Here is a 21,909-nt window from a genome sequence, read left to right as displayed (position 1 = left end):
CAAGCAGCCAGATCCCAAATATTTATTTTGGCCGGATCGGATAAAAATATGGCTATTGTAATATAATGCCGGATGTTCCCGCACTGTAGCTTTGCGCTCCAAATTGAGTAAGACAGTATGCGGACACTTCCAGTTCTGCTTTCCCTGTTGTATTTGCAACAGGTTTCTAATGCGAATCACCGTTTTTCCCGCTGTGCAACAGCAGACACACTACACCTCACCCTGCAGGAAGCCTGGCAAAAAGCCGAAGCCAACAGCCGCCTTGTAGCCATCAAAAGAAAAACGGTAGCCATAGCCGGTGAAGAGATCAGGGACGTACAGATGGAGCGGCTCCCGGAGCTGGGCCTGAAAGGCACGGCGGAAAAAGCCTCCAACATCCCCATTTATGACCATGGCCTGTTTTCCAAACCCTCCCAGCATGAGGTGATCCACACCCTTTACAAAGCCGGCGCAGACCTTTACCTCAACATCTACCACGGCAACAAGCTCAACCTGAAAGTATCGGAAACCAGGATACTGCACCACATCAGCGAGATACAGCAAGACCAGGCCCTGTCTGACATACGGTACAAAACAGCCGCCCTGTACCTAGACCTCCAGAAGTCTTTTATTTTCCGCCACCTCATCATGCAGGATATTGCAGACCAGGAAAAGCAGCTGAAGGAGATCAAAGCCTTCCACAAGAACGGTACCGTGCTGAAAAGCGACGTGCTGCGCGTGGAGCTGGACCTCTCCCGCCGCAAAATGGCCCTGGTTACCATCAATAATGACATCCTGATCACCACCCAGCAGCTCAACATCATCATGGGAGAGCCAGACGAGCGCATCATCCACCCCGCTGCCACCACTCCCCACCAGGATGAGCGCGTTCCCTATGAGCACTACCTGGCCGAAGCCCTGCATCACTCCTTTCCCTATCATATATCAGAAAAACAAACGGAACTGAGCAAGCTCCGCATCAGGCAGGTGAAAGCCAATGTACGCCCCCACCTGGGCCTGTACGGAGATTTCTATTATGCCAACCCGCAGATATTCCTGTTCCCTTACAACCCTTACTGGTACTCCCTGGGCGTGGCGGGCCTGAAGGCAACGTTCCCCCTTTCGGCACTCTATCACAACATTCATAAGGTGAAGGCCGCCAAACTGGAGCTTGAGAAGGAAGAAGAGATACATCATGATACGGAAGACAAGGTGCGGCAGCAGGTCAGGGAGGCTTACCTGCGGTACAGGGAAGCGCTGGTGCAAATAAACGTGGCGGAAGTGAACGTAACGCAGGCGGAAGAAAACGCGCGCATCATCAAAAACACCTACTTCAACCAGGCTTCGCTGATCACAGACCTGCTGGACGCAGACATACAGGTGCTGCAATCCCGCTTTGAGCTGGCTGCAGCCCGCATCACTGCGCAAACCAGGTACTATTTACTCCAAAACATCACTGGCGTTCTATAAATACAATGAAAAAGAAATACGCTGTTACAGACAGACTCATCACAAGGATCACCGGGTGGATATCCGGCATTATTGTTATTGCCCTGGCCATCTGGGGCGTGTACACCCTCTGGGGCTACTACACCTACGAACAAACCAATGACGCGCAGGTGCAGGAATACATCAACCCCGTTATTTCACGGGCGGGCGGCTTTATTGTGGCCGTAAAATTTGAGGAAAACCAGCTCGTCAAAAAAGGAGATACGCTGCTGCTCATAGACAACCGGGAGTATGTACTGCAGGAAGAACAAACAAAAGCCGCCATTCAGCGCGCTGAAGCGCAGCTGCTGGTACTGGAAAGCAACATCCACACGCTCCATAAAACCGCGGAGGCCGCCCGGGCGCAAGTGGCGGCTACCAAGGCAAAAGTATGGAAGCAGCAGCTGGACTATGACCGCTACCTCGAGCTGTACAAAGAAGAATCAGCCACCAGGCAGCAGCTGGAACATATGCAGGCCGCGCTAGACGTGAACACCAGCGATTACCGGGCCGCCCAGGACAACCATGAGGCCGCTGTTTCCCGCACGGCAGACGTGAGGGCGGAAAAAGCGGTAGTGCTGGCGGAAATAGCGCGCTTAAAAGCCCTGCTGAGGCGGCACCAGTTGGACGTCAGCTACACCGTGATCACGGCATCCTACAACGGCAGAATGGGGCGGCGCACGGTGGAAGTAGGGCAAATGATAGATGCGGGAGAAACGCTGGCCTTTATTGTCAATAACGAAACGGATAAATGGGTGGTGGCCAATTACAAGGAAACACAGGTAGCCCACATGCGGATAGGTGATTCCGCCGTGGTGGTGGCAGATGCCTTCCCCGGCCGGAAATTCAACGGCACCATTATTTCCCTCTCCCCTGCAACGGGCTCCAGCTTCTCACTGCTGCCGCCAGACAACTCTACGGGAAACTATGTGAAGATAGTGCAACGCGTGCCCGTGCGCATCCGCATAGACGGCGCCCGCGCGGAAACAGACGTATTGAAGGTGGGCATGAACGTAAACGTGTACATTCCTAAAGAACAGCACCGTGACTAATGGTATTCCCATATTCAGGCAATGGGCGCCGGAATGGCTGGTGAAGATCATCCTCTTCCTGGTCATACTGCCCAGCATTGTACTGTTTTTCCTGCCGCTGGCCAATGTCAATGCCGCCGCGGGTTATTACGGCAGCGAGCCTGCAGACATCCAGTTTGCCGTGGCGCTCTTTTACGCAGGGTATGTAGGTTTCTACAGCCTGGAGCGGCGCTTCTTCACCTACCTGGCCGCCAGGGAATACTTCATCCTGATCACCTTCCTGCAAATGCTGGGTACGCTGGTTTGTTACCTGACACACGAGGTATACATCCTGTTCCCGATCCGGTTCATGCAGGGCATGCTTTTCTCCAGCACCGTCAACCTCTCTTTGGCGCTCATGTTTACGCGACTGCGCAGCGAGCGGGCCAGGGAAGTTAGCTTCTCCGTTTTCTTCGGGCTGCTGCTTTGCGCCATCCCTTTCAACAACTTTGTTACGGCAGACCTGATAGACGCCCATAACTTCAACATCGTATACAAAGCCGCGCTGTTCTCCTTCCTCCCCTGCCTCATGCTGCTGATGCTGACCATGAACAACGTGCGGCTGAACGTGCGGTTCCCCCTGTACAAGCTGGACTGGCAAAGCTTTGCCATCTACAGCATTGTGCTCTGCCTGACCGGCTACATCATGATCTACGGGCAGGAATACTACTGGCTGGATGATATGCGCATCAGGTACAGCGTGATAGGGATTGCAGGCCTTGGCGCCATTTACATACTGCGGCAGAAGGCCATGAAGCACCCTTACATAGACCTGCACATATTCCGGTTCCGGAACTTCAAAATAGGATTGGTGGTATTGTTTGTGATGTACATTTGCCGGTTCGCCTCCGGCGTTTCGAACAACTTCTTTGCTACGGTATACCGCTTCGACCCTATGCATGTTTCATATATCAACCTCCTGAACCTGGCGGGGCTGGTAACCGGCGTTATCATAGCCTGCTGCATGATACTGCAGAAAAAACGGATACGTTATACCTGGCTGCCGGGTTTCCTGCTGCTGCTGGCCTTTCATGTGATCATGTTCTTCCTTTTTGACGTACAGGGTGATGAGCATAACTACTTTGTGCCGCTGTTCATCCAGGGGCTGGGCGTGGGCCTCATTATGGTGCCCACCATCATCTATTCCATTTCTTCCGTGCCGGTAGCCTTGGCGCCTTCCGCCTCCGCCATCTGCCTGGCTATCAGGTACCTGGGTTTTTGTGTCAGCATCGGCATCATCAACTACTTTGAGCTGTGGGGAAAGAGCAGGCATTACAATGCCTTCCAGGACCATTTGACGCTGGTAGACCCCATGGTGAGGCTGAACCTCGAAAAACAATCGGCATACCTGGTTGCCAAAGGCATGGCGCCGGAGCAGGCTGCAAAGGCGTCCTATAAATTACTGGTAGGCCGCATCAACGGGCAGGGGCAGCTCCGCTACGGCATGGACTATTACGAACTGATGGCCTGGGTGATTGTGGGCACGCTGCTGCTCATTGCCCTCTTCCCCTACCTGAACCGGACGGTAGTGTATTTAAGGTCAAGGAGGCTTTCTCCGGCATAATATAATTGATATGAACAGACTGTTGATGATATGCCTTGTGCTGCTGTGCACAGGCTGCAAAAAAGAAAACATCGCCTTTACACTAAAAACCATCCGGCTGCATGAATACCGGCATAGCGGTCTTCCCACCCAACAGCTTTACCTAAAAGTTTGTGAAGATGATACCGCCAAGGTGCTGGCGCATACCAACGGATACCCCAGCAACCTGACGCTGCCGGCTACTTTCAGCGTTCACCCGGCCATACCGATGACGCTGTACAAAAAACATTACCGGTTCCAGCTCTGGGGAGACGTTTCCGGTTATATTGGCGGCTGCCGGGTGGATATGGATGAGTACAAGATCATCTTCCCTATTGATATGGAAGTAACGAATGACAGTTTGAGCATTTCCATATCTGGCAGCTGGAAATAATGCGCCCCACCCCGCTTCCCCCAAATGAGGGATACCGGTGTGTTCGGGAATATCCGTCCTTTGCAGTGACAGTATCCTCTTTGACACAACCGTATCCGTGCATGATAAAACATTTACACCTGCTGGGCATGCTCCTGCTCTTATCCCCATGTTTACAGGCGCAGGAAAGTTTCGTTTACGCCAATTTCAACAAACATCTTGGGCTGGTGAACCCCGCCATCATGGGCATGGACTCTTCCACCTCCCTGACGGCGTTTGGCCGCAAGCAATGGGCCGGCATTAACGATGCGCCCATGGCCTTCAGCTTCACCGGCAATACTTTCGTACCAAAGCCGGGCATTGCCGTGGGCCTGGTGGCGGAGTATAAAAAGGTAGCCGTTACTTCCTACACCTCTTTGGGCGCAATGGTGTCCAAAACGGTGAACATCACTCCAACAGAACGCCTCACCCTCGGCTTCTACGGCGGCATGGACAATTTTTCCGCCCGCTACAGCGGCCTGGGGCAGGGAGACCCCGCGCTGGCCAACAAACAGCCGGTGAACGAATGGCGCGGCGTGGCTGGCTTCGGCATTATGCTGCACCGTGACAATTTCTACATCGGCGCTTCCATGCCGCGCATCAAGCTGAAAAACTTCGAAAGCGAAGGCCAGCTGCGGCCGGAAGATGAGGGCAACAGCGGGTATATAGCGGCAGGCAGCATTCACCCGCTGGGAGAAGATTTTTCCATTGCCCCTTCCCTGCTGTACAACCTGTTCCCGCAAGACAAACCGCTGGACATAGGCGCCACCGTGATATACCGTGAAAGCGCCGCTGCCGGCCTCACCTGGCGCAGTACCGGCGAGATGAACGCCGCGCTGCAATACACCATTCAGCGGCGGCTGCAGCTGGGTTACTCCTACATCTTCGCGCTTGGCAACAAACGGAACATTATCCGTTTCAGCTCCGGCTCTCACGAAATTTTCGTGAACTACAGGATACCCTGGGCCGCAGGCGCTTTCCTTCCCTATAAATGGTGGTAATATCCGTTCCTTTCAAATTCAGCATGATATGTTTCTTTCCCGCATAAAAAAACTGCTCTGCACGCTGGCGTTGCTGCCGGCGGCATTCCACGCCTATTCCCAAACCGGGCCGTTTACCGCGGTTCCCACTGCCGGTTTCGGCAACCTCAATACCTACGGCGGCAGCACCGCATGGGCTGATTACGACAACGACAGCGACCTGGACGTATGCATTGCCGGGCTGATGTATGGCGGCGGCTACGAGGCACGTATTTACCGCAACAACGGCAACGGTACTTTCACAGACATCGGCGCCAATTTGAGTAACACCGGCGCAAACGACTCCGAAATGACTATTGTCTGGCTGGACTATGACAACGATGCGCAGCTGGACCTCCTCCTGCTGGTGGGCGGCCCGGTAATACTATACCGGAACGTTGGCGGCACATTTGTTCCCGTCAGCAATACCGGGCTGCCGGAAAGGCTGAGCACTGGCGGCGCAGCGGCAGGTGACTATGACAACGACGGGTATCCGGACCTGGCCATCAGCGGCTTCGATGGCAGCGCCAGAGTAGCAAAAATCTATCACAATAACCGCCAGGGCGGCTTTGAAGAAACGGGCACACCGTTGTTGGCGGTAAGCGGCGGAGATTTTGCATGGGCAGACTATGATAAAGACGGGTTGCTGGACCTCATGATGACCGGCTCTGACAACAGCAGCTCCCGCAACAGCTTATACCGCAACCTGGGCAACGGCAATTTTTCTACCGGCACAATGGTGGGAGCCTATGGCTTCCATTACGGCTCCATCAGCTGGGGCGATTATGATAACGACGGGTACCCTGACCTGCTGCTATCGGGGTTCAGTACGCAGCACCCAAACCAGTATCTTACTAAAATTTACCGCAACAATGCCGGCACCGGGTTTACGGACATCAACGCCAACCTGCAGGGGGTGAGTGGCAGCACCGCGTGGGGAGATTATAACAACGACGGGCTGCTGGATATAGCGGCCGCCGGGCAAACGGTCTGGGACCCCTCAACCCCCCAGTCTGGCACGTACATATATATGAACAGGGGCGGCAACAATTTTACCCTCGAAGCAACGCTGGATGCCCGTAGGTTCTCCTCTGCATCATGGGCAGACTACAATAACGACGGCCGGCTCGATCTGCTATGGATCGGCTCCGAGCTAAGCGGTTCATTTGCCTGCACGTTGTACCGGAATACCTCCGCAGTTGCCAATGCGCGCCCCGCAGCGCCCACCGGCCTGTCTCATTCCATTTCGGCCGATGAGCAGTCCGTCACCTTCACCTGGCAGCCGGCTACTGACGCACAAACGCCTGCCCCTGGTCTACACTACAACATCTACCTGTACGAAGACCCCGGCAACCTGGTGAAAGTAAACGGGTATGCGGCGCCCGGCGGCTACCGCAGGCAGGTAGCCGTAGGCAACGCTACCCAGAACACGAGCTACACGTTCCACGGTCTTGCGTATGACAAGGTATACCGCTGGAGCGTACAGGCTATAGACGCCGCCTGGGCGGGCTCTGCCTTTCCCGCGGAACAATCTTTTGCCACCCGCAAATCACAAACCATTCAGCTGAATGACCTCACGCATCAATACGGCAATCCGGATTTTATACCCGCCACCCTCAGCTCCGGCCTGCCGCTCACCATTCAACTAGGTAACCCTTCCGCGGCGGAGTTGCTGCCAGACGGGAAGGTCCGCATCAAAGCAGTAGACACCTGCTCCCTCATTGCCTATCACCATGGCAACGGGGAGTGGCTGCCCGTTAACGTGATCCAGAAAACGATGATATTCACGCGCGGAATGCTCGTTGTTGCCGCAGATGACAAGAAGATCACCTACGGCAGCCCCCTTCCGGCGCTTACCTACCATATTACCGGCTTTGCGGGCAGTGAAAACGAAAGTGTACTAACGCAGCCCGTGCAAATATCCACCACGGCCACCGGCAGCAGCGGCGCGGGCGCCTACCCCATCAACGCCAGCGGCGCGGCAGCAGCCAATTACAATTTCACCTATCAACAAGGCACGCTTACCATTGAGCCGAAGCCGCTCAGCATTGTGCTGACCCCTATTGCGGACAAAGTATACGGCTCCGCAGACTTTACGCTCAACGTACAGGCAGACCCAGCGCTGCCCCTCACCTTCAGCAGCAGCCAACCTGCCGTTGCTACTATAGACGCCGCCGGCAATATTCACATCACCGGCACAGGCACCACTGAAATTGCCGCCATGCAGCAAACCGGCGGCAACTACCTTGGAGATACTGCCCTGGTAACACTACGCGTCACGCCCGCATCACAAACCATCACCTTCCCGGCCATTGCACCCAAAACCTTCGGGGATACAGATTTTGACCCGCAGGTGCAGAGCAGCGCAGGGCTGCCTGTACAGCTCAGCAGTTCGGATGTGAACGTTGCCACCATCACTGCGGATGGGAAAATTCATATCACAGGCACAGGCACTGCTACTATCACAGCCACGCAAAGCGGCAATGCCAATTACAACAGCGCTACCACCACGGCAACGCTCACGGTGGGCAAAGCGGCGCAAACCGTCACCTTTCCGGCCATTGCACCCAAAACTTTTGGTGATGCGGATTTTGACCCGCAGGTAGAAAGCAGTACCGGTTTGCCGGTTCAGCTCACCAGTTCAGACGCCAACATTGCCACCATTGCTGCAGATGGAAAGATCCACATCACGGGCACAGGCACCGCTACCATTACCGCTACGCAAAGCGGCAATGCCAATTACAACAGCACTACCGCTACCGCCGTATTAACCGTTAATAAGGCAACACAAACCATCACGATTGATCCGCTGCCTGCCAAAACTTTCGGTGACGCGGACTTCACCGCCAGCGCGCATGCCAGCTCCGGACTGCCTGTTACTTTCAGCAGCTCAGACCCTAACGTTGCCACTGTTGCGGCCAACGGTACTATTCATATCACCGGTGCTGGTACCGTTACCATAACTGCTATACAAGCCGGCAACGGTAACTACCTGGCCGTCAGCATCACCGCAACGCTCACCATCAGCAAGGCCATACAGCAGATAACATGGATCGATCTGCCGGTCAAAACCTTTGGTGATGCAGATTTCCCTGCCGGCGCGGCAGCCTCCAGCGGCCTGCCCGTTGAATACGCCAGCTCAGACGCCAACGTGGCCACTGTGAACGCCGCCGGCCAGGTCCACATCACCGGTGCGGGTACCGTTACTATTACGGCTACGCAAAGCGGCAACGGCAACTATTCCGCCGCCGCCACGTTGTCTAAACAACTGGTAGTAAGAAAAGCCCAGCAAACCATCACCTTCGGGCCGCTGGCGCCCCGCAACGTTAACGAACCGCCTTTCAACCCTGGCGCCACGGCCAGTTCCGGCCTGCCGGTTACATACGAGATAGAGAACACCAATCTTGCTACCGCCAGCAATGAACTGGTAACGCCCCTGCGCGCCGGCATTACCAGCATTACCGCGCGGCAGGCGGGCAACGCCAACTTCGAAGCAGCTGTGGCAGTTACGCAAACACTGGAGATCGTCTCTTCCGGCCAGGAAATAAAAGTAAGCGATGCGATTACCCCGAACGGGGATGGCATCAACGACTTCCTGCAGATAGAAGGCCTGCGCAATTTCCCTGACAATGAGATGCATATTGCCAATGCAACCGGCAGAATTGTATTTGAAGCCAAACCGTACCGGAATGATTTTAAAGGATATGCTAATTCCGGCGGCCAGTTGCTGCCGAAAGGCGTGTATTATTACATGTTCTTCTATACATCTGGCGGTACGCGCAAAAAAGTGACGGGCTTCTTTGTACTGGAATACTAGACCATTGTAACAGCACGAAGCCGGACAAGCGTTTTACAGCTGTCCGGCTCCGTTTTTTATATTAAGGAAAGACGGAAATGGCCCCGGAAATTTCGCAAACGGCCTCCCTCTCTCATAAGGTAATGGGCTACTTTTGGGTTGTGTAATTAACCACCATAACACTAGTATATGAAACCGAAAAGGATCTGGGCCAATTTCAGTGTCCAAAACTTAGATCGAACCACTGCATTCTACAACCAGCTCGGGTTCAAACACAACGGTGCGTCAGACCAGCTGACCAGCTTCTTCTTTGGAGACAACAACTTTGTGATCCATTTCTTTTTGAAAGATGTGCTTGAGCCCGCCATGAAGGGGCCAATACCAGATGCAAAAGCCGGGAACGAAATTATATTTACCCTGTCAGCAGACACAAGGGAAGAGGTTAATAACTGGGAAAAAGAAGTGCGGGAAGCCGGGGGAACAATCGTTTCAAAGCCGGAAGAGTTTGGAGAAGGTTATTACGGTTTTGTGTTTGCAGACCCGGATGGCCATAAGTTCAATGTATTCCATATGTAGAGCGCTAACATGCAAAAAACCGGTGCAGCCGCGCTTTACCACGGCTGCACCGGTTAATATTTGCCGGTTACCTGCGTACAACCGTTACTTTCAGGAAGGTAGCGGGAATAAGCGTGGCATCACTGCTCCCGCTTTTATTCTCGCGGTTGAACAGTTCTTCCAGTTCCTGTTGCAGCTCAGCGGCCTTGCCGTTCTTTTCAGCAGCCTCAAAAGCATTCATAGTAGGCCCATAATAGTTCCTGAACCTGGCCAGGAACTCCGCTGGGCTGCCGGAGATCTCAAAATTAAAAGTATCCCTGGCAAAGGAAATGTCTTCCTTGGCTACACCGGCACTGGTGAAGCGCTCAATTACATGGCTTTCAACACCCCATAACATGGGGCTGATGAAACCTTCCGGCGGCGGAGGGGTGTACGCTGAGCTGATCTTCAGTATCTGGGCCACCAGGGTGGGGTCTCCCGGTATCCAGTTGCCCATTACAATTTTTCCCCCCGGACGGGTTACCCGCACCATTTCCCTGGCTACATCCAGCGGTTTGGGCGCGAACATGGCGCCAAAGATGCTGACCACCAGGTCAAAACGCTGGTCTTCCAATCCGTCCAGTTGAACGGCATCGCCTTCACGGAACTCGCAATTGGCAAGCCCCTCCGCTTTTGCCCGGCGGTTCCCGGCTTCCACCAGGTTGCTGGCAATGTCAACACCTAATACGTGCGCGCCGAGCTTTGCGGCGGGAATGGCAGTGGTACCGTCGCCACAGCCGAGATCCAGCACTTTAAGACCTTTGGTGACGCCTAATTGGGAAACAAGCGCGGCGCCGCTTTCCCTCATGCTTTCAGCGATCTTGGTAAAATCGCCCTTCTCCCATAATGCTTTGTTTGGGTTCATTGTGATTGTTTTGAAAAGGCATTGCCCACAACCTGACGGTGTGCGTGTAGACTAATTTGGGATTAACCTAACGGGCAATACTTTTGGGGTTATAAAATATACTTTTCCAGGGCCATACCGGCTCCTGATGGTTGCAAATTTACAGTTGAACAGCTGGCTGGGGAAAAAGGTAAAGGGATTTAGGAAAATTTTAACGTTTTTCCAAAGGGAACTGTTAATAGCAATTATCGCTTCGCGTAGTGCAATGTAACAACGCCGGAACCAAGCGTTTTTGACGCTAGTAATTTCAAATTACTCATCTGTGTACTGCTATCGAACAGGCTGATCCCCTCTCCTAATATTACAGGATGCAGGGTCAGCTTATACTCGTCTATCAGCCCGAGATTCATCAGGTTTTTGGAGAGGCCGGGACTCCCGAATATTACCAGGTCTTTGCCCGGCTGCCGCTTCAGTTTGTTCACCTCCTCCACAATGTTGTCTTTGATCAATGTGGTATTGTTCCAGTCAGCGCTGGTCAAGGTTGTTGAGAAAACTATTTTGGGAACGTTCTGCACCCATTGCGCGTGTTCAAGGGAGTGCCTGCTTGCATTCGGGTCTTCCAGTACGCCGGGCCAGTACCCTTCCATTAAATGGTAGGTGTTTTTGCCGTACACCGGGGAGCCCACTGTTTTAACCAGCTCGTCCGCAAATTGCTGCAGTTCACCATCATATGTCAAAAAGCCAAGGCCGCCATTCTTGTCACCGGCAAAACCATCGAGAGACATGTGCGCAAATAAAACCAGCTTTCTCATTTGAGTGTGTTTTGTTTGTTTTGAATTGTAATTCCAATATACAAAACTATTGCCGGCAGGGAGAATAGCGGATGGGGTTAAGTGACAATTAATGGGGCAATAGTGCCAATGCTTGTTAAAAGCATCGTGAATAGTGCCGAATATACAGATTGCCGTCTTTATCCACACTTATGTTGCCGGCCGCGGCTACTGCGTATCACCTCATAAGTATAAAGAGGAACGGCCCATCCCATCCAGAAAAGCGGCACCGTTACTTCTTCAAAACTACCCAGTTGCTGTATGTACGGGATCTTGTAGGCAAATCCAGATATCAGGAAAGCCACAGTAACGATATAGCTTCGTATCATCCATTCCTTATGCAATTTAAACTGTTTCCTGATGGCCTTGTAGAAAGCAATGAACGTAGCGCTGATCCAGATGCTGGCCCACACCTGCAAGGTAAATGCATAAGCCCAGTTCACTGCATAAGCTGTTGTGAAAGCAAGTACAATGGCGCTGACGCTGCTCACAAGGATCGACAGCAGGTACAGGTAGCCGATAGCACGGTGTAATTTCCAGCTATAGTTGCGCAGCTTTGGCCAGAATTGAACAATTCCAGACAGCAATGCTCCTCCGCCAGCTGTAATATGCGCGATGAGGAACCAACGCACCGGGAAGTATTTTCCCAATGCTTCGGGCGTCATCTGCAAGTAGTGATCTGCTCCATGCATGAACAGCCAGGTCATGAAGAAGATTCCGATCCAAATCAATAATGGAAAGATATCCGTCCAGTTGGTCACGAATTGTGTTTTTACATCCATTTCCTTTTCCATTTCCAGGTTCTTTATAGTGTACAATAAATTTGAAAAGCCGAAAGCAAATTTCGCGTGGAGTTATCAGTAGCACAATAACCGATAAAAGATTCGGTATGGGTTGGTCAGCTGAATTAAGAGGGATTACGTAATTTTAGCAGACACAAGTAAATTATATGTACACGAGAAAAATAGCTGACGATCCAGATTGTGGCCTGTTCCTGGCCATGAAAGTGCTGGGCGGCAAGTGGAAATGCTGCATTCTGGATGCCATCAGCAGGGATATTACACGTCCCAGTGAGATTGCGCGTTACATCAGCGACGCTTCCGTCCGCGTGATCGAGATGCAGCTGGCGGAGCTGCTCTTTTATGGATTGGTGGAAAAATATACGGAGGATTTATATCCTAAGAGAACGGAATACAAGCTCACAGGTCTGGGCGAATCCTTATTGCCAATTCTTGCACAGATAGACCGGTGGGGGTTGGAAAATGCACAGGTGATCAGGGAGCGGATAACCGAGTTGGAGGAGGATAAATAAACTGACTCCATTTCACACAAGTTTCAGATTTTTGAATGAGCCTAAAAACCGCTACCCAATCAGTGGCAGGGGACCTAATTTACGCCGCCGGAGCAGGTCTCCGAACAGGTCCCCGAATGATCTGATAGACTTTGTGCTTTCTTGTGCGAATTATTACGTAAAACCCGAGGGTGACGAAAGGTTTAAACGAAAAAGGCGCTATTTCTAGCGCCTTCTGTGATCCCGCTGGGACTCGAACCCAGGGCCCATACATTAAAAGTGTATTGCTCTACCAACTGAGCTACGGAATCAATCACCCGTTTTCGTTTGGGATTGCAAAGATATGTATTAAATTATTTTCGCCAAATATTTCAATAAATAAAATTGACACATCCTCTCAAACCCTCTCCTACTCTACGTTCCAGGCGCAAAAAATATTTTCTTTACAATGCCTTCTGGTGATTTTCGTTCGTCATATAAACGCAGCGAATAATATTTTCCTGCTACCCAATCATCTACCATGTTATCATAATACCGGCTGCCGGGATTACCGCTTTGCCCACCGGGATAAATGCCCCAGGCCCGCGTTTCCTTGCCCAGCTCCACCACCATTCTCCAGGATGGGCCGGTTGTTTTTTTGGTAGCGTTGATGATGTGGCGGCCACCGCCGGTGTTGAGGCCCATGCGGCTCAGCGCGGGCAGGCTGCGGGAGAGATGCCTTATGTCTGTACCGCGGAACTTGCCCAGCGGCAGTTTGCCGGCCTTGTCGAGAATGGCGGCAGAGTCCGCTGCCAGCCGGAAGGCGGTTTGCACCGCATCCTGCAGGGTTTCACGCTGCGGGGTATGCACGTTGTCTACAAAATGCATGGCACTGTCCCGCATCAGCCAGAAGAGAGTGGTTTTCTCCAGCGGCCGCACCAAGGCAATGCTGTCACGTACCAAATCATCATCCCATATCTGTTTCTCCAGCTGCTCCCACCAGAGCAGGAACAGCGTGGCGCCCTTGCTTTCCGGGGAGCTGACGGCATCCCAGGCAAAGATGGTTTTCCAGTATTCCCGCTGCGGAGCGGTGAGTTCCGCGGCATTCATGTACTGGCTCAGGAACGGCAATGCGGCCTCCGCCAGGCGGTTCTTGTTGTCTTTTTGCAACGTCATCATATCTTCCGGCGTAATGCCCTGCATGGCGCTTAACCGCTCCTTGATGCGCATACCGCGGAACAGGTCGTAGTAGCCGAACATATGATAAGGATAAGTGCTGTCTGTGGCGGCCTGGTTGGCGGAGCTGACAAATCCCTCCGCAGGGTTGTAGCTGTGCGGGTTTTCCGCCTGGGGAATGAAGCCCTGCCAGGCATAAGTGCTGTCTGAACCGGGCATCACAAATTTGCCCTGGTCTTGCCACCGCAACGGATGGCGGCCGTTGTGCCAGATGGCAATGTCTCCGGAGTCTTTACCGGCAAATACAAAGTTCTGGGCGGGGCAGTTCCACAGTTCCATGGCCTTCAGGTAGTCACTGTAGTTACGGGCGTGGTTGAGACGGTAAATGCTCAATAGTTCGTTAGAGGGGTCGTGTGCCGTCCACCGCATGGCCAGGAAGGCTTCATGAGATTTCAGATCGGGGAAGGTATTGTCGTACAGCACAGGGCCCCATACGGTGTAGGCCACGGTGTCCATATACGGCTGCTGGCCGCGTACCTTGATTTCCTCCACCCTCAGGCTGGCGGGGCGCCAGGCGCCGTTGAAGCGGTATTCTTTTTTGCCGTTGCGGAACTGCATGCGGTAAAAGTCCAGCACGTCCATATAGCCGTTGGTAAGCCCCCAGCCAATATGGTCGTTAAACCCGATGATGATGCCGGGCGCGCCGGGGAGGGACACGCCATACACGTTCATATTGGGGGTTTTGATCTGCATTTCGTAGAAGAGCGAGGGCAGGCCCAGCTCCAGGTGCGGGTCGTTACAGAGAATGGGCGCGCCTGAGCGGGTTTTGCTGCCGGAAACGGCCCAGTTGTTACTGCCTTTATCCCTGTCCTGCACAGCGGCCTGCACCTTGTAAATTTTACCCAGCAGGCTGTCTGGCGGCGCCACAGCGCGCACGGTGGGCGCTGGAAAAGGCGTGCCGGCAGGGATGATGGGGGCCTGCTGGTCCGTAAAATCAGGGTACATCCGGTCAAAGTCTGCCTTGCTGTAGAGCTGGCGGGCATTGGTGTACTCGAGGTCATCCGCGCTGGAGGCCAGGTCGTAGCTCATATACTTGATGAGCAGGGCCGTTTTCAGGTTGCTCCAGGGTTCTGGGGCGTAGCCCAGCAACTTGTACTCCAGCGGGTACTGGCGGGGGCGCAATTCCTTTATATAGGCGTTTACGCCGGCGGTATAGGCATCACTCTGCATTTTTGAAACCGGGTCTGCCTCGATGGCGGACACGGCTTTTTCAGCAGCGTACACCATGCCTTCACGGCGCTTGCGGCGGTCATACTGCAACAGGCCGGGGCCCAATATTTCACAGAGGCGGCCGCCGGCGGCGTAGGTTTGCAGCTCCATTTGCCAGAGGCGGTTTTTGGCGTGCAGGTAGCCTTGAACAAAATAGGCGTCCTGCTCCTGCGCGGCAAATACATGGGCTACCATCCGGTCATCAAACCATACCTGGGCGGCGCCTTTCAGACCGGGAATAACCAGTTGTTCTTCCGCTTCCACAGCCAGCGGTTCTGCATGCTGCCAGAAACCGTGTTGCGGGCTAAGGAGCATGCCCAGCGCGGGCAGGCTGCCCCATTTGTGGTTGAGCGCCCATACGAGCGCTATCGTAAAAACGAGGGGGATCAATCTCATAGAGGATGGTTATAGGCGAGACAGCGAAGCCGGCTCTTCCAGGTACAGGTCTATTACCTTGTTGCTGATTTCGTCATACTTGGCAAAAATCTTTTTCAGCAGGGCGTACAACTCCTTGTAATTGGTGAAAGACGGCTTGCCCGGCGACGGCGGCTGGTCCATTACTTCACACAGGCGGTTCAGCTTGCCGCCTTCCTTCACGTCATGGTCCAGGTCAAATACCATGGCCACATCTATGAGCCCGTCTTTCAGGGAAATGGCAATGCCGGAGCCAAGGCCTTTTACGGTGCGTACTTCTTCCAGCACTTCTACGGTGTAAACGGCGCTTTTGGCATCATAGGTCGTTTTTTCATACCCAAACTCCCTGATCATTTCATGTGCTTCCGTAATGCTGTGGTCTGCAAAGGCCGGTGTACCCTGGTACTCCGCCAGCAGCGAGTTGTACCAGCTACAGATATCGAGCTCTTCCAACACTTTTTTCCAAACAGGGTGAATGTCCATAAAAAACAGTTTTAGAAGGGTGAGAAATCATTGTTAATATACGCCTTTTAGGTAAAAATAGTTCCGGTCAGCCTGGCCACTTCGGTTTCCGTATTAAAACTGTGCAGTACCACCCGCAGCCGCTCCCCTCCGCGGGGCACCGTAGGGTGCAGGATGGCGCGCACGTCTAACCCTACTTCTTGCAAGCGCTGTGCCAATCCGCGGGCGGCCTCGTTGCCGGGGGCCATTACCACCTGTATGGGCGTTTCACTCTCCAGCCGCCGCTCCGGGGGCACGGCCGCCCTGAATTGCTGTATAAGCTGCTGTAGCTGCTGCCGCTCCTGCCGCATATCAGGGAAAATGCTGTAAGCGGCCAGTATAACGGCCACGGCCTGGGGCGGCAATGCAGTAGTATAAATGAAAGAACGGGAAAAGTTGACAAGATAACTGCGCAATATGGCTGAACCCAGCACAATGGCGCCGTGGCAGCCAACAGCCTTGCCAAAGGTATGCACGCGGGCAAAACAGCGGTCTTCTAACCGCAACGCCTGTACGAGGCCCTCTCCCTTTTCCCCCACCACGCCGGTGGCGTGGGCTTCGTCCACTATCAGCAAGGCGCCATGCTGCCGGCAAAGCCGGCTGATCTCTTTTAGCGGGGCCAGGTCACCATCCATAGAATAGACAGACTCCACGGCCACAAACGTGCGGGTACCGGCGGCGTTCTGCAGCTTCTTCTGCAGGTCTTCCAGGCTGTTATGCTGAAAAGAATAGGCCTGCGCGGCAGACAGCCGTATGCCGTCACGGATGGAGGCATGTATCAGCTGGTCATACACAATGGTATCCCCCTTCTGCGGTACGCAGGAAAAGAGGCCCAGGTTGGCATCGTAACCGGAATTATAGAGGAGGCCTGCGGGAGCGTTGTGGAAAGCTGCCAGCACTTCTTCTGCTTTCTCCGCCAGCTCATAATTGCCGGCCAGCAGGCGGGAACCGCCGCTGCCATGCACCTGCGGCAGCTGCCGGCAAATGGTGAGCGCCTCTTCCTGCACACGCTCGCTGCGGGCCAGGCCCAGGTAATCATTAGAACAGAAATCAACCTGCTGGCCGGGCAGGCGCAGTTGCCGGAAAGCATGCTGCTCACGCCGCCGCTGAAGGGCGGCTTCCAGAAAGTCCTCCTTTTGCATGGTCCAAATCTATAACTTTGTGCTCCAATATCAACACCGTATGAGCAGTAAAGTTTCAATACTCGGCCTGAAGTTACCCACAGACCCGCGCTGGGTGAACCTGGCCGCTATTTCACTGGAAGAAGTGCTGACAGACCATGCTTTTTGCGAGCAGAAAGCGGCCACTTCATGCATTTCACTGATTCAGCGGTACCCGGAAAAACAGCGGCTGGTGGAAGAGCTGGCGCCTATCGTAACGGAAGAATGGGGGCATTTCAGGCAGGTACTGGCGGAAATGAAGAAACGCGGCTTTACGCTCGGCAAGCAGCGGAAAGATGATTATGTGAATGCCCTCATGGCCTTTCAGCAAAAGGGCGGCTCCCCGGCAGACGTGCTGCTGGACAGGCTGCTGATATTCGCGCTCATTGAAGCGCGCAGCTGCGAGCGGTTCCGCCTGCTGAGCGAAGGGCTGGAAGATGAATACCTCCGCCAGTTCTACTATAAATTCATGGTGTCTGAAGCAGGCCACTACCGCCTGTTCATCGATCTTGCCAACGAATACCTGCCGGAAGAAAAAGTGAAAAAACGCTGGCAGGAATGGCTGGCTTATGAAGCAGACATGATCAAGACCCTGGAAGTGCGGGGTGACAGGATGCATTGACGCTCTCCCTCAGAAATGGAACCCCAGGTTCACATACGCTTTCAGGTATTTAGCCTGGTCACTATACATCAATGTACCTTCCAGCGGCCCCAGGCGGGTACTGTAACCAAGGGTGATGCCATAGCCGGTAAGCACATTGTCAAAAACGGGCACCAACCTTTGCCTGTTAAAGATAGCGGCGGAAGCACGGGGTATTACAAAAATATTCTTCAATGCCTCATATTGCCAGGCCAGTTGTACAGACCCTACCTGTGAGGTATTCATTTCCCCGTCATAGAGCCCTACAAAGGGTATCTGGTTGCGGCTGAAGTCAGTGAGACCGCCAATAAAAAGATCATTCACCAGCTCCTGGTTGTAATTGTAGCTCACACCGGCGTACAGGTTCAGGTTAAAGGTATTTTTACGGCCCAGCGGGAAATAATAGTTCATTTTCAGGAGGGCACGCTGATAGTTGTTGAAACGGAAACCCAGGCTGTCAAGATTCAGCTCCGCACCGTCTGTATTGCGCATAACAAAGGTGGGGTTCTGGTTGTGTATGGTGCTGGCCTCCAGCGTGATCTGCGCCCCCCTGGTAGGGTACATCTTGCGGTTAATGGTGCTGAGGCCGTAATAAAAGAAAGAATTGAGCTGGTTGGTATTGCCGTCTACCTCAATGTACGGGCTCAGGCTGGGTTTCAGGCGGATGTACTCCCACCGCGTGCCTATCCCTACGGCCATTACGCGGTTCAGCATATATTGCATATGAATGTCTACGGCCGCGTATTTGTTACGGTACTCCTGTATTTTCTTGAAATTATCGTAATAATTGAGGGGATTGTTCTCATAGTACGCTCCCAGCCCGAAACCAACGTTCCGCTTGCGGCCCAAATACTTGAAATATTCCCCGCGCAGCCGCGGGTTCTCACTGATGGCAGCAGTTACATAGGCGCGGGAGTTGGGCACAATGAAATTGCGCTGGGTGATGTTGATGATGGCGCTTACATTGGTGAACGTATTATAATGCAGGGCAAATTTTACGTAAGTGAGCGGGTTTTCTTCCACGTCAATTTCCAGTTCGCTTTTACCATAGCCCAGCGGGTTCAGGTGATAGGTGATCTGCTTGTAGAAGCGGGTGCCGTACACGTTCACCACTGCCTCCCGTATTTTTTGCGGGGTGTAGCAACCGCCAGGCTTGAGGTTGAGCCTGCCGCGGAAAAACTTTTCATCAGAATGCAACAGGCCGCGTATGGTAATGTCTGCAATTTCAATATCAGGCACCACGGGCACGCGGTTTTTAGGTGGCGGCGGCTGCGGGTACAGGGCGTTCAGGGAATCTGCCAGGCGTTTAAACACGGGGTACATTTCCCGGCCTTTTCTTTTGCCCAGCTCTATAATGGAGTCTACGCTGCCGAAGCTGGCGGCGCCATAACCTTTGAGGTTGGGCTCTATGTAAATGTCCGTTATTTTACGGGCTTCCTTGAAATCTTCCGCGTCTTTATAAAATCCCAGCTGGTAAATAATGTCGATGGGCGTTACCAGCTCATCAGCCTTGGCCAGCCCGCCGCTTACGCTGGAGCCGATGATGATGTCTGCCCCCATCTCTTTGGCCGTGATGGTGGGAAAATTGCGCACCACCCCGCCGTCTACCAGCTTTCTCCCGTCTATCCTCACGGCCGTGAAAATGGAAGGAATAGCCATACTGGCACGCATACACGAAACGATCTCCCCGCTGTCCAGCGTCACAATTTCACCGGTGGCCACGTCTGTAGCTATACATTTGAAAGGGATGCTGAATTTGGAGAAGTCTTTCACATCCCGCGCGGGCCAGCACATGGCAGCCAGCTCCAGCCAGAGCTGCTGCCCGGAAATAACGCCGGAAGTAAGCTTGGGCTTGCCATATTCAAAGGGCACCTCCACCATATAGCGGTTGTATTCGGCACGTTCCTCGAAACTGATATCGTCCATGGTGGGCTGATTGGAGAAGAGGGAGTTCCAGTCGAGCTTTCGGGCCATGTGCTCAATGGAATCCCCGGAGTAGCCAATGGCGTATAAACCGCCTACAATGCTGCCCATGCTGGTGCCGGTCACATAATCTATTTTCAGCCCGGCGCTGTCTATAGCCTGTAGTATGCCAATATGGGCCAGGCCCTTGGCCCCGCCCCCGCTCAGGGTGAGCCCTACCCCCGGTCTCTGGGCGTATAGGCTGGAGGGATAGGTTAAAATCAGCAGGATAAGAATAACAAAAATACGACGCATGCGGCTTAACTGTCCTTGTATAATAAAGATAAAGGATTTTACGGATGCATAAATTATTAAAGTATTTTTCTATCTTTTCGGGATAACAATTTGACTTTATGAGCTCCACGAAACAGCATCAGAACATCTGGCAGGTGATATTTGCGTCTTCTGCCGGGACATTGATAGAATGGTACGACTTCTACATCTTCGGCAGTCTTTCCCTGATATTGTCTGAAAAATTCTTTCCCGACAGCAATCCCACCCTTGCGTATATAGCCACCCTGGCCACTTTTGCCGTGGGTTTCATTGTGCGCCCCTTTGGCGCCATTGTGTTTGGCCGGCTGGGCGATATGGTGGGGAGGAAATATACTTTCCTGCTCACGCTGCTCATCATGGGCGGCTCCACCTTTGCCATTGGCCTTATTCCAGGTTACAAGACCATTGGCCTGGTAGCGCCTATACTGGTACTGATATTGCGGCTGGCGCAGGGCCTTGCGCTGGGTGGAGAATATGGCGGCGCGGCCACCTACGTAGCAGAGCACTCCCCTGCCCACCGCCGCGGCTATTACACCAGCTTCATCCAGACCACGGCCACGCTGGGCCTGTTCGTATCCCTGGGCGTGATACTGGCCACCCGTACCAGCATGAGCGCTGAGGCGTTTAACGACTGGGGCTGGCGCATTCCCTTCTGGCTGAGCATCTTCCTGGTGCTGATGAGCTACTACATCCGCATCAAGCTGCATGAGTCCCCCTTGTTCACGCAGCTGAAAAAAGAAGGCAAAACCTCCAAGAACCCGCTCAAAGAAAGCTTCGGCAATAAAGAAAACCTGAAGCTGGTGCTGCTAGCGCTGTTCGGCGCCGCCATGGGGCAAGGCGTGGTATGGTACACCGGCCAGTTCTACGCGCTTTCCTTCCTGCAAAGCACCATGCATATAGATTTTGTGCAGAGCAATGTGATCATTGCCATAGCGCTGCTCATCGGCACACCTTTCTTCATTTACTTCGGCCACCTGTCTGACAAAATAGGCCGGAAAAAGATCATGATGACGGGCATGTTCATTGCGGCGCTGGCGTATTTCCCTATTTATAACGCAATGGACAAAACGGTAGACCTCTCCGCCAAACAGGAAGTCACTTCCATGTACCGCGTAGAGAGCTCCCTGGTGCCGCAGGAAGACGGCAGCACCATAGAAAGATCCGCCAAGATCCGTACGTATTCAGACAGCACCGTGGTGAAAGAAATAACCACCGTCACCAAAGACAAAAAAGAGGTGAAAAAAGAAGTGAAAGTAGGCACCAACAACCTCATCTGGCTGATTGTGCTGGTGCTGATACAGGTGATATTCGTAACCATGGTATACGGCCCCATTGCCGCATTCCTGGTGGAGCTCTTCCCTACCCGCATCCGTTATACCTCCATGAGCCTGCCGTACCACATCGGCAACGGCGTGTTTGGCGGGCTGTTGCCGGCCATTGCTACGCTCATGGTTCAGAAAACAGGCAACCACCTGGCGGGGCTGGTATACCCGGTGGCCATTGCGCTGATCTGCCTGGTAGTGGGTGTAATATTTATCAAAGAGAAAAAGACGGCAGACGGATATGCGGAAGTACCGGAAGTCTAAGTCCGTTGACGGTAAATACAAAGGCCGCCCCTATTGCAGGAGGC

17 protein-coding genes and 1 tRNA gene are annotated in these 21,909 nt (G+C 53.3%); 10 read left to right on the top strand and 8 right to left on the bottom strand.

Going from position 1 to position 21,909, the window contains the following annotated elements:
• Positions 1-117: 117 nt before the first annotated feature.
• From ABDW36_RS21375 to ABDW36_RS21345, 7 genes are all read left to right on the top strand, one after another.
• On the top strand, positions 118-1,449 hold the full coding sequence (locus ABDW36_RS21375) for a TolC family protein (protein WP_343703963.1): 1,332 nt from the start codon (positions 118-120) through the stop codon (positions 1,447-1,449).
• 5 nt (positions 1,450-1,454) lie between these two features.
• Positions 1,455-2,519 (top strand): HlyD family secretion protein, encoded by a 1,065-nt coding sequence (locus tag ABDW36_RS21370; RefSeq protein ID WP_343703962.1) that lies wholly within the window; start codon positions 1,455-1,457, stop codon positions 2,517-2,519.
• Positions 2,512-4,101: a beta-carotene 15,15'-monooxygenase gene (locus ABDW36_RS21365; protein ID WP_343703961.1), complete on the top strand. Its 1,590-nt coding sequence runs from the start codon at positions 2,512-2,514 to the stop codon at positions 4,099-4,101. Before ABDW36_RS21370 ends, ABDW36_RS21365 begins: the two co-directional genes overlap by 8 nt.
• Before the next feature lie 10 nt (positions 4,102-4,111).
• Positions 4,112-4,513: a hypothetical protein gene (locus tag ABDW36_RS21360; protein WP_343703960.1), complete on the top strand. Its 402-nt coding sequence runs from the start codon at positions 4,112-4,114 to the stop codon at positions 4,511-4,513.
• A 101-nt stretch (positions 4,514-4,614) separates the two neighbouring features.
• Positions 4,615-5,532, top strand: a complete 918-nt coding sequence (locus ABDW36_RS21355; protein WP_343703959.1) for a PorP/SprF family type IX secretion system membrane protein — start codon at positions 4,615-4,617, stop codon at positions 5,530-5,532.
• A 28-nt stretch (positions 5,533-5,560) separates the two neighbouring features.
• On the top strand, positions 5,561-9,367 hold the full coding sequence (locus ABDW36_RS21350) for an FG-GAP-like repeat-containing protein (protein ID WP_343703958.1): 3,807 nt from the start codon (positions 5,561-5,563) through the stop codon (positions 9,365-9,367).
• Positions 9,368-9,535: 168 nt separating this feature from the next.
• On the top strand, positions 9,536-9,922 hold the full coding sequence (locus ABDW36_RS21345; RefSeq protein WP_343703957.1) for a VOC family protein: 387 nt from the start codon (positions 9,536-9,538) through the stop codon (positions 9,920-9,922).
• Between the two features lie 67 nt (positions 9,923-9,989).
• On the opposite strand, the gene ABDW36_RS21340 is transcribed toward ABDW36_RS21345, so the two are convergent.
• The 3 genes from ABDW36_RS21340 to ABDW36_RS21330 all read right to left on the bottom strand — a co-directional run bounded on the left by ABDW36_RS21340 (position 9,990) and on the right by ABDW36_RS21330 (position 12,408).
• A complete protein-coding gene (locus ABDW36_RS21340) occupies positions 9,990-10,805 on the bottom strand; it encodes a class I SAM-dependent methyltransferase (protein WP_343703956.1) in 816 nt (271 codons plus the stop codon).
• Between the two features lie 224 nt (positions 10,806-11,029).
• Positions 11,030-11,596 carry a dihydrofolate reductase family protein gene (locus tag ABDW36_RS21335; RefSeq protein WP_343703955.1) on the bottom strand — a complete coding sequence of 189 codons (567 nt, stop codon included), beginning with the start codon at positions 11,594-11,596 and terminating at the stop codon, positions 11,030-11,032.
• Positions 11,597-11,754: 158 nt separating this feature from the next.
• On the bottom strand, positions 11,755-12,408 hold the full coding sequence (locus tag ABDW36_RS21330) for a DUF2306 domain-containing protein (protein WP_343703954.1): 654 nt from the start codon (positions 12,406-12,408) through the stop codon (positions 11,755-11,757).
• 155 nt (positions 12,409-12,563) lie between these two features.
• Here ABDW36_RS21330 and ABDW36_RS21325 point away from each other — a divergent pair, with 155 nt between their 5' ends.
• Positions 12,564-12,926 (top strand): helix-turn-helix domain-containing protein, encoded by a 363-nt coding sequence (locus ABDW36_RS21325; protein WP_343703953.1) that lies wholly within the window; start codon positions 12,564-12,566, stop codon positions 12,924-12,926.
• Between the two features lie 217 nt (positions 12,927-13,143).
• On the opposite strand, the gene ABDW36_RS21320 is transcribed toward ABDW36_RS21325, so the two are convergent.
• From ABDW36_RS21320 to ABDW36_RS21305, 4 genes are all read right to left on the bottom strand, one after another.
• Positions 13,144-13,216: transfer RNA gene (locus ABDW36_RS21320), tRNA-Lys, on the bottom strand.
• Between the two features lie 103 nt (positions 13,217-13,319).
• Positions 13,320-15,725, bottom strand: coding sequence for a penicillin acylase family protein (locus ABDW36_RS21315; RefSeq protein WP_343703952.1), 2,406 nt, complete (start codon positions 15,723-15,725; stop codon positions 13,320-13,322).
• 9 nt (positions 15,726-15,734) lie between these two features.
• Complete coding sequence (locus tag ABDW36_RS21310) at positions 15,735-16,226, bottom strand: hypothetical protein (RefSeq protein ID WP_343703951.1); 492 nt, start codon at positions 16,224-16,226, stop codon at positions 15,735-15,737.
• A 47-nt stretch (positions 16,227-16,273) separates the two neighbouring features.
• Positions 16,274-17,386, bottom strand: a complete 1,113-nt coding sequence (locus ABDW36_RS21305) for an 8-amino-7-oxononanoate synthase (protein ID WP_343703950.1) — start codon at positions 17,384-17,386, stop codon at positions 16,274-16,276.
• A gap of 40 nt (positions 17,387-17,426) precedes the next feature.
• Between ABDW36_RS21305 and ABDW36_RS21300 the strand changes: the two genes are divergently transcribed.
• Positions 17,427-18,026 (top strand): tRNA-(ms[2]io[6]A)-hydroxylase, encoded by a 600-nt coding sequence (locus ABDW36_RS21300; RefSeq protein ID WP_343703949.1) that lies wholly within the window; start codon positions 17,427-17,429, stop codon positions 18,024-18,026.
• Between the two features lie 9 nt (positions 18,027-18,035).
• Here the strand turns inward: ABDW36_RS21300 and ABDW36_RS21295 are convergent, their stop codons facing one another.
• Entirely contained in the window at positions 18,036-20,261 is a 2,226-nt protein-coding gene (locus ABDW36_RS21295) for a patatin-like phospholipase family protein (protein ID WP_343703948.1), read from the bottom strand.
• Positions 20,262-20,359: 98 nt separating this feature from the next.
• Here ABDW36_RS21295 and ABDW36_RS21290 point away from each other — a divergent pair, with 98 nt between their 5' ends.
• Positions 20,360-21,865, top strand: a complete 1,506-nt coding sequence (locus ABDW36_RS21290) for an MFS transporter (protein ID WP_343703947.1) — start codon at positions 20,360-20,362, stop codon at positions 21,863-21,865.
• The last annotated feature ends 44 nt before the right edge of the window (positions 21,866-21,909 follow it).

The sequence above is a fragment of the Chitinophaga sp. genome, assembly GCF_039596455.1.
GTDB lineage: Bacteria > Bacteroidota > Bacteroidia > Chitinophagales > Chitinophagaceae > Chitinophaga.
Note: the sequence above shows the minus strand (reverse complement) of the source record. Positions and strands in the feature narration are given on the sequence as shown.

What these genes read in the sequence shown, in the direction of transcription:
- ABDW36_RS21295 (WP_343703948.1), bottom strand. Translation starts at nt 20,261, where the DNA reads ATGCGTCGTATTTTTGTTATTCTTATCCTGCTGATTTTAACCTATCCC.
- ABDW36_RS21305 (WP_343703950.1), bottom strand. Translation starts at nt 17,386, where the DNA reads ATGCAAAAGGAGGACTTTCTGGAAGCCGCCCTTCAGCGGCGGCGTGAG.
- ABDW36_RS21300 (WP_343703949.1), top strand. Translation starts at nt 17,427, where the DNA reads ATGAGCAGTAAAGTTTCAATACTCGGCCTGAAGTTACCCACAGACCCG.
- ABDW36_RS21350 (WP_343703958.1), top strand. Translation starts at nt 5,561, where the DNA reads ATGTTTCTTTCCCGCATAAAAAAACTGCTCTGCACGCTGGCGTTGCTG.
- ABDW36_RS21345 (WP_343703957.1), top strand. Translation starts at nt 9,536, where the DNA reads ATGAAACCGAAAAGGATCTGGGCCAATTTCAGTGTCCAAAACTTAGAT.
- ABDW36_RS21325 (WP_343703953.1), top strand. Translation starts at nt 12,564, where the DNA reads ATGTACACGAGAAAAATAGCTGACGATCCAGATTGTGGCCTGTTCCTG.
- ABDW36_RS21360 (WP_343703960.1), top strand. Translation starts at nt 4,112, where the DNA reads ATGAACAGACTGTTGATGATATGCCTTGTGCTGCTGTGCACAGGCTGC.
- ABDW36_RS21375 (WP_343703963.1), top strand. Translation starts at nt 118, where the DNA reads ATGCGGACACTTCCAGTTCTGCTTTCCCTGTTGTATTTGCAACAGGTT.
- ABDW36_RS21340 (WP_343703956.1), bottom strand. Translation starts at nt 10,805, where the DNA reads ATGAACCCAAACAAAGCATTATGGGAGAAGGGCGATTTTACCAAGATC.
- ABDW36_RS21370 (WP_343703962.1), top strand. Translation starts at nt 1,455, where the DNA reads ATGAAAAAGAAATACGCTGTTACAGACAGACTCATCACAAGGATCACC.
- ABDW36_RS21355 (WP_343703959.1), top strand. Translation starts at nt 4,615, where the DNA reads ATGATAAAACATTTACACCTGCTGGGCATGCTCCTGCTCTTATCCCCA.
- ABDW36_RS21330 (WP_343703954.1), bottom strand. Translation starts at nt 12,408, where the DNA reads ATGGAAAAGGAAATGGATGTAAAAACACAATTCGTGACCAACTGGACG.
- ABDW36_RS21315 (WP_343703952.1), bottom strand. Translation starts at nt 15,725, where the DNA reads ATGAGATTGATCCCCCTCGTTTTTACGATAGCGCTCGTATGGGCGCTC.
- ABDW36_RS21335 (WP_343703955.1), bottom strand. Translation starts at nt 11,596, where the DNA reads ATGAGAAAGCTGGTTTTATTTGCGCACATGTCTCTCGATGGTTTTGCC.
- ABDW36_RS21310 (WP_343703951.1), bottom strand. Translation starts at nt 16,226, where the DNA reads ATGGACATTCACCCTGTTTGGAAAAAAGTGTTGGAAGAGCTCGATATC.
- ABDW36_RS21290 (WP_343703947.1), top strand. Translation starts at nt 20,360, where the DNA reads ATGAGCTCCACGAAACAGCATCAGAACATCTGGCAGGTGATATTTGCG.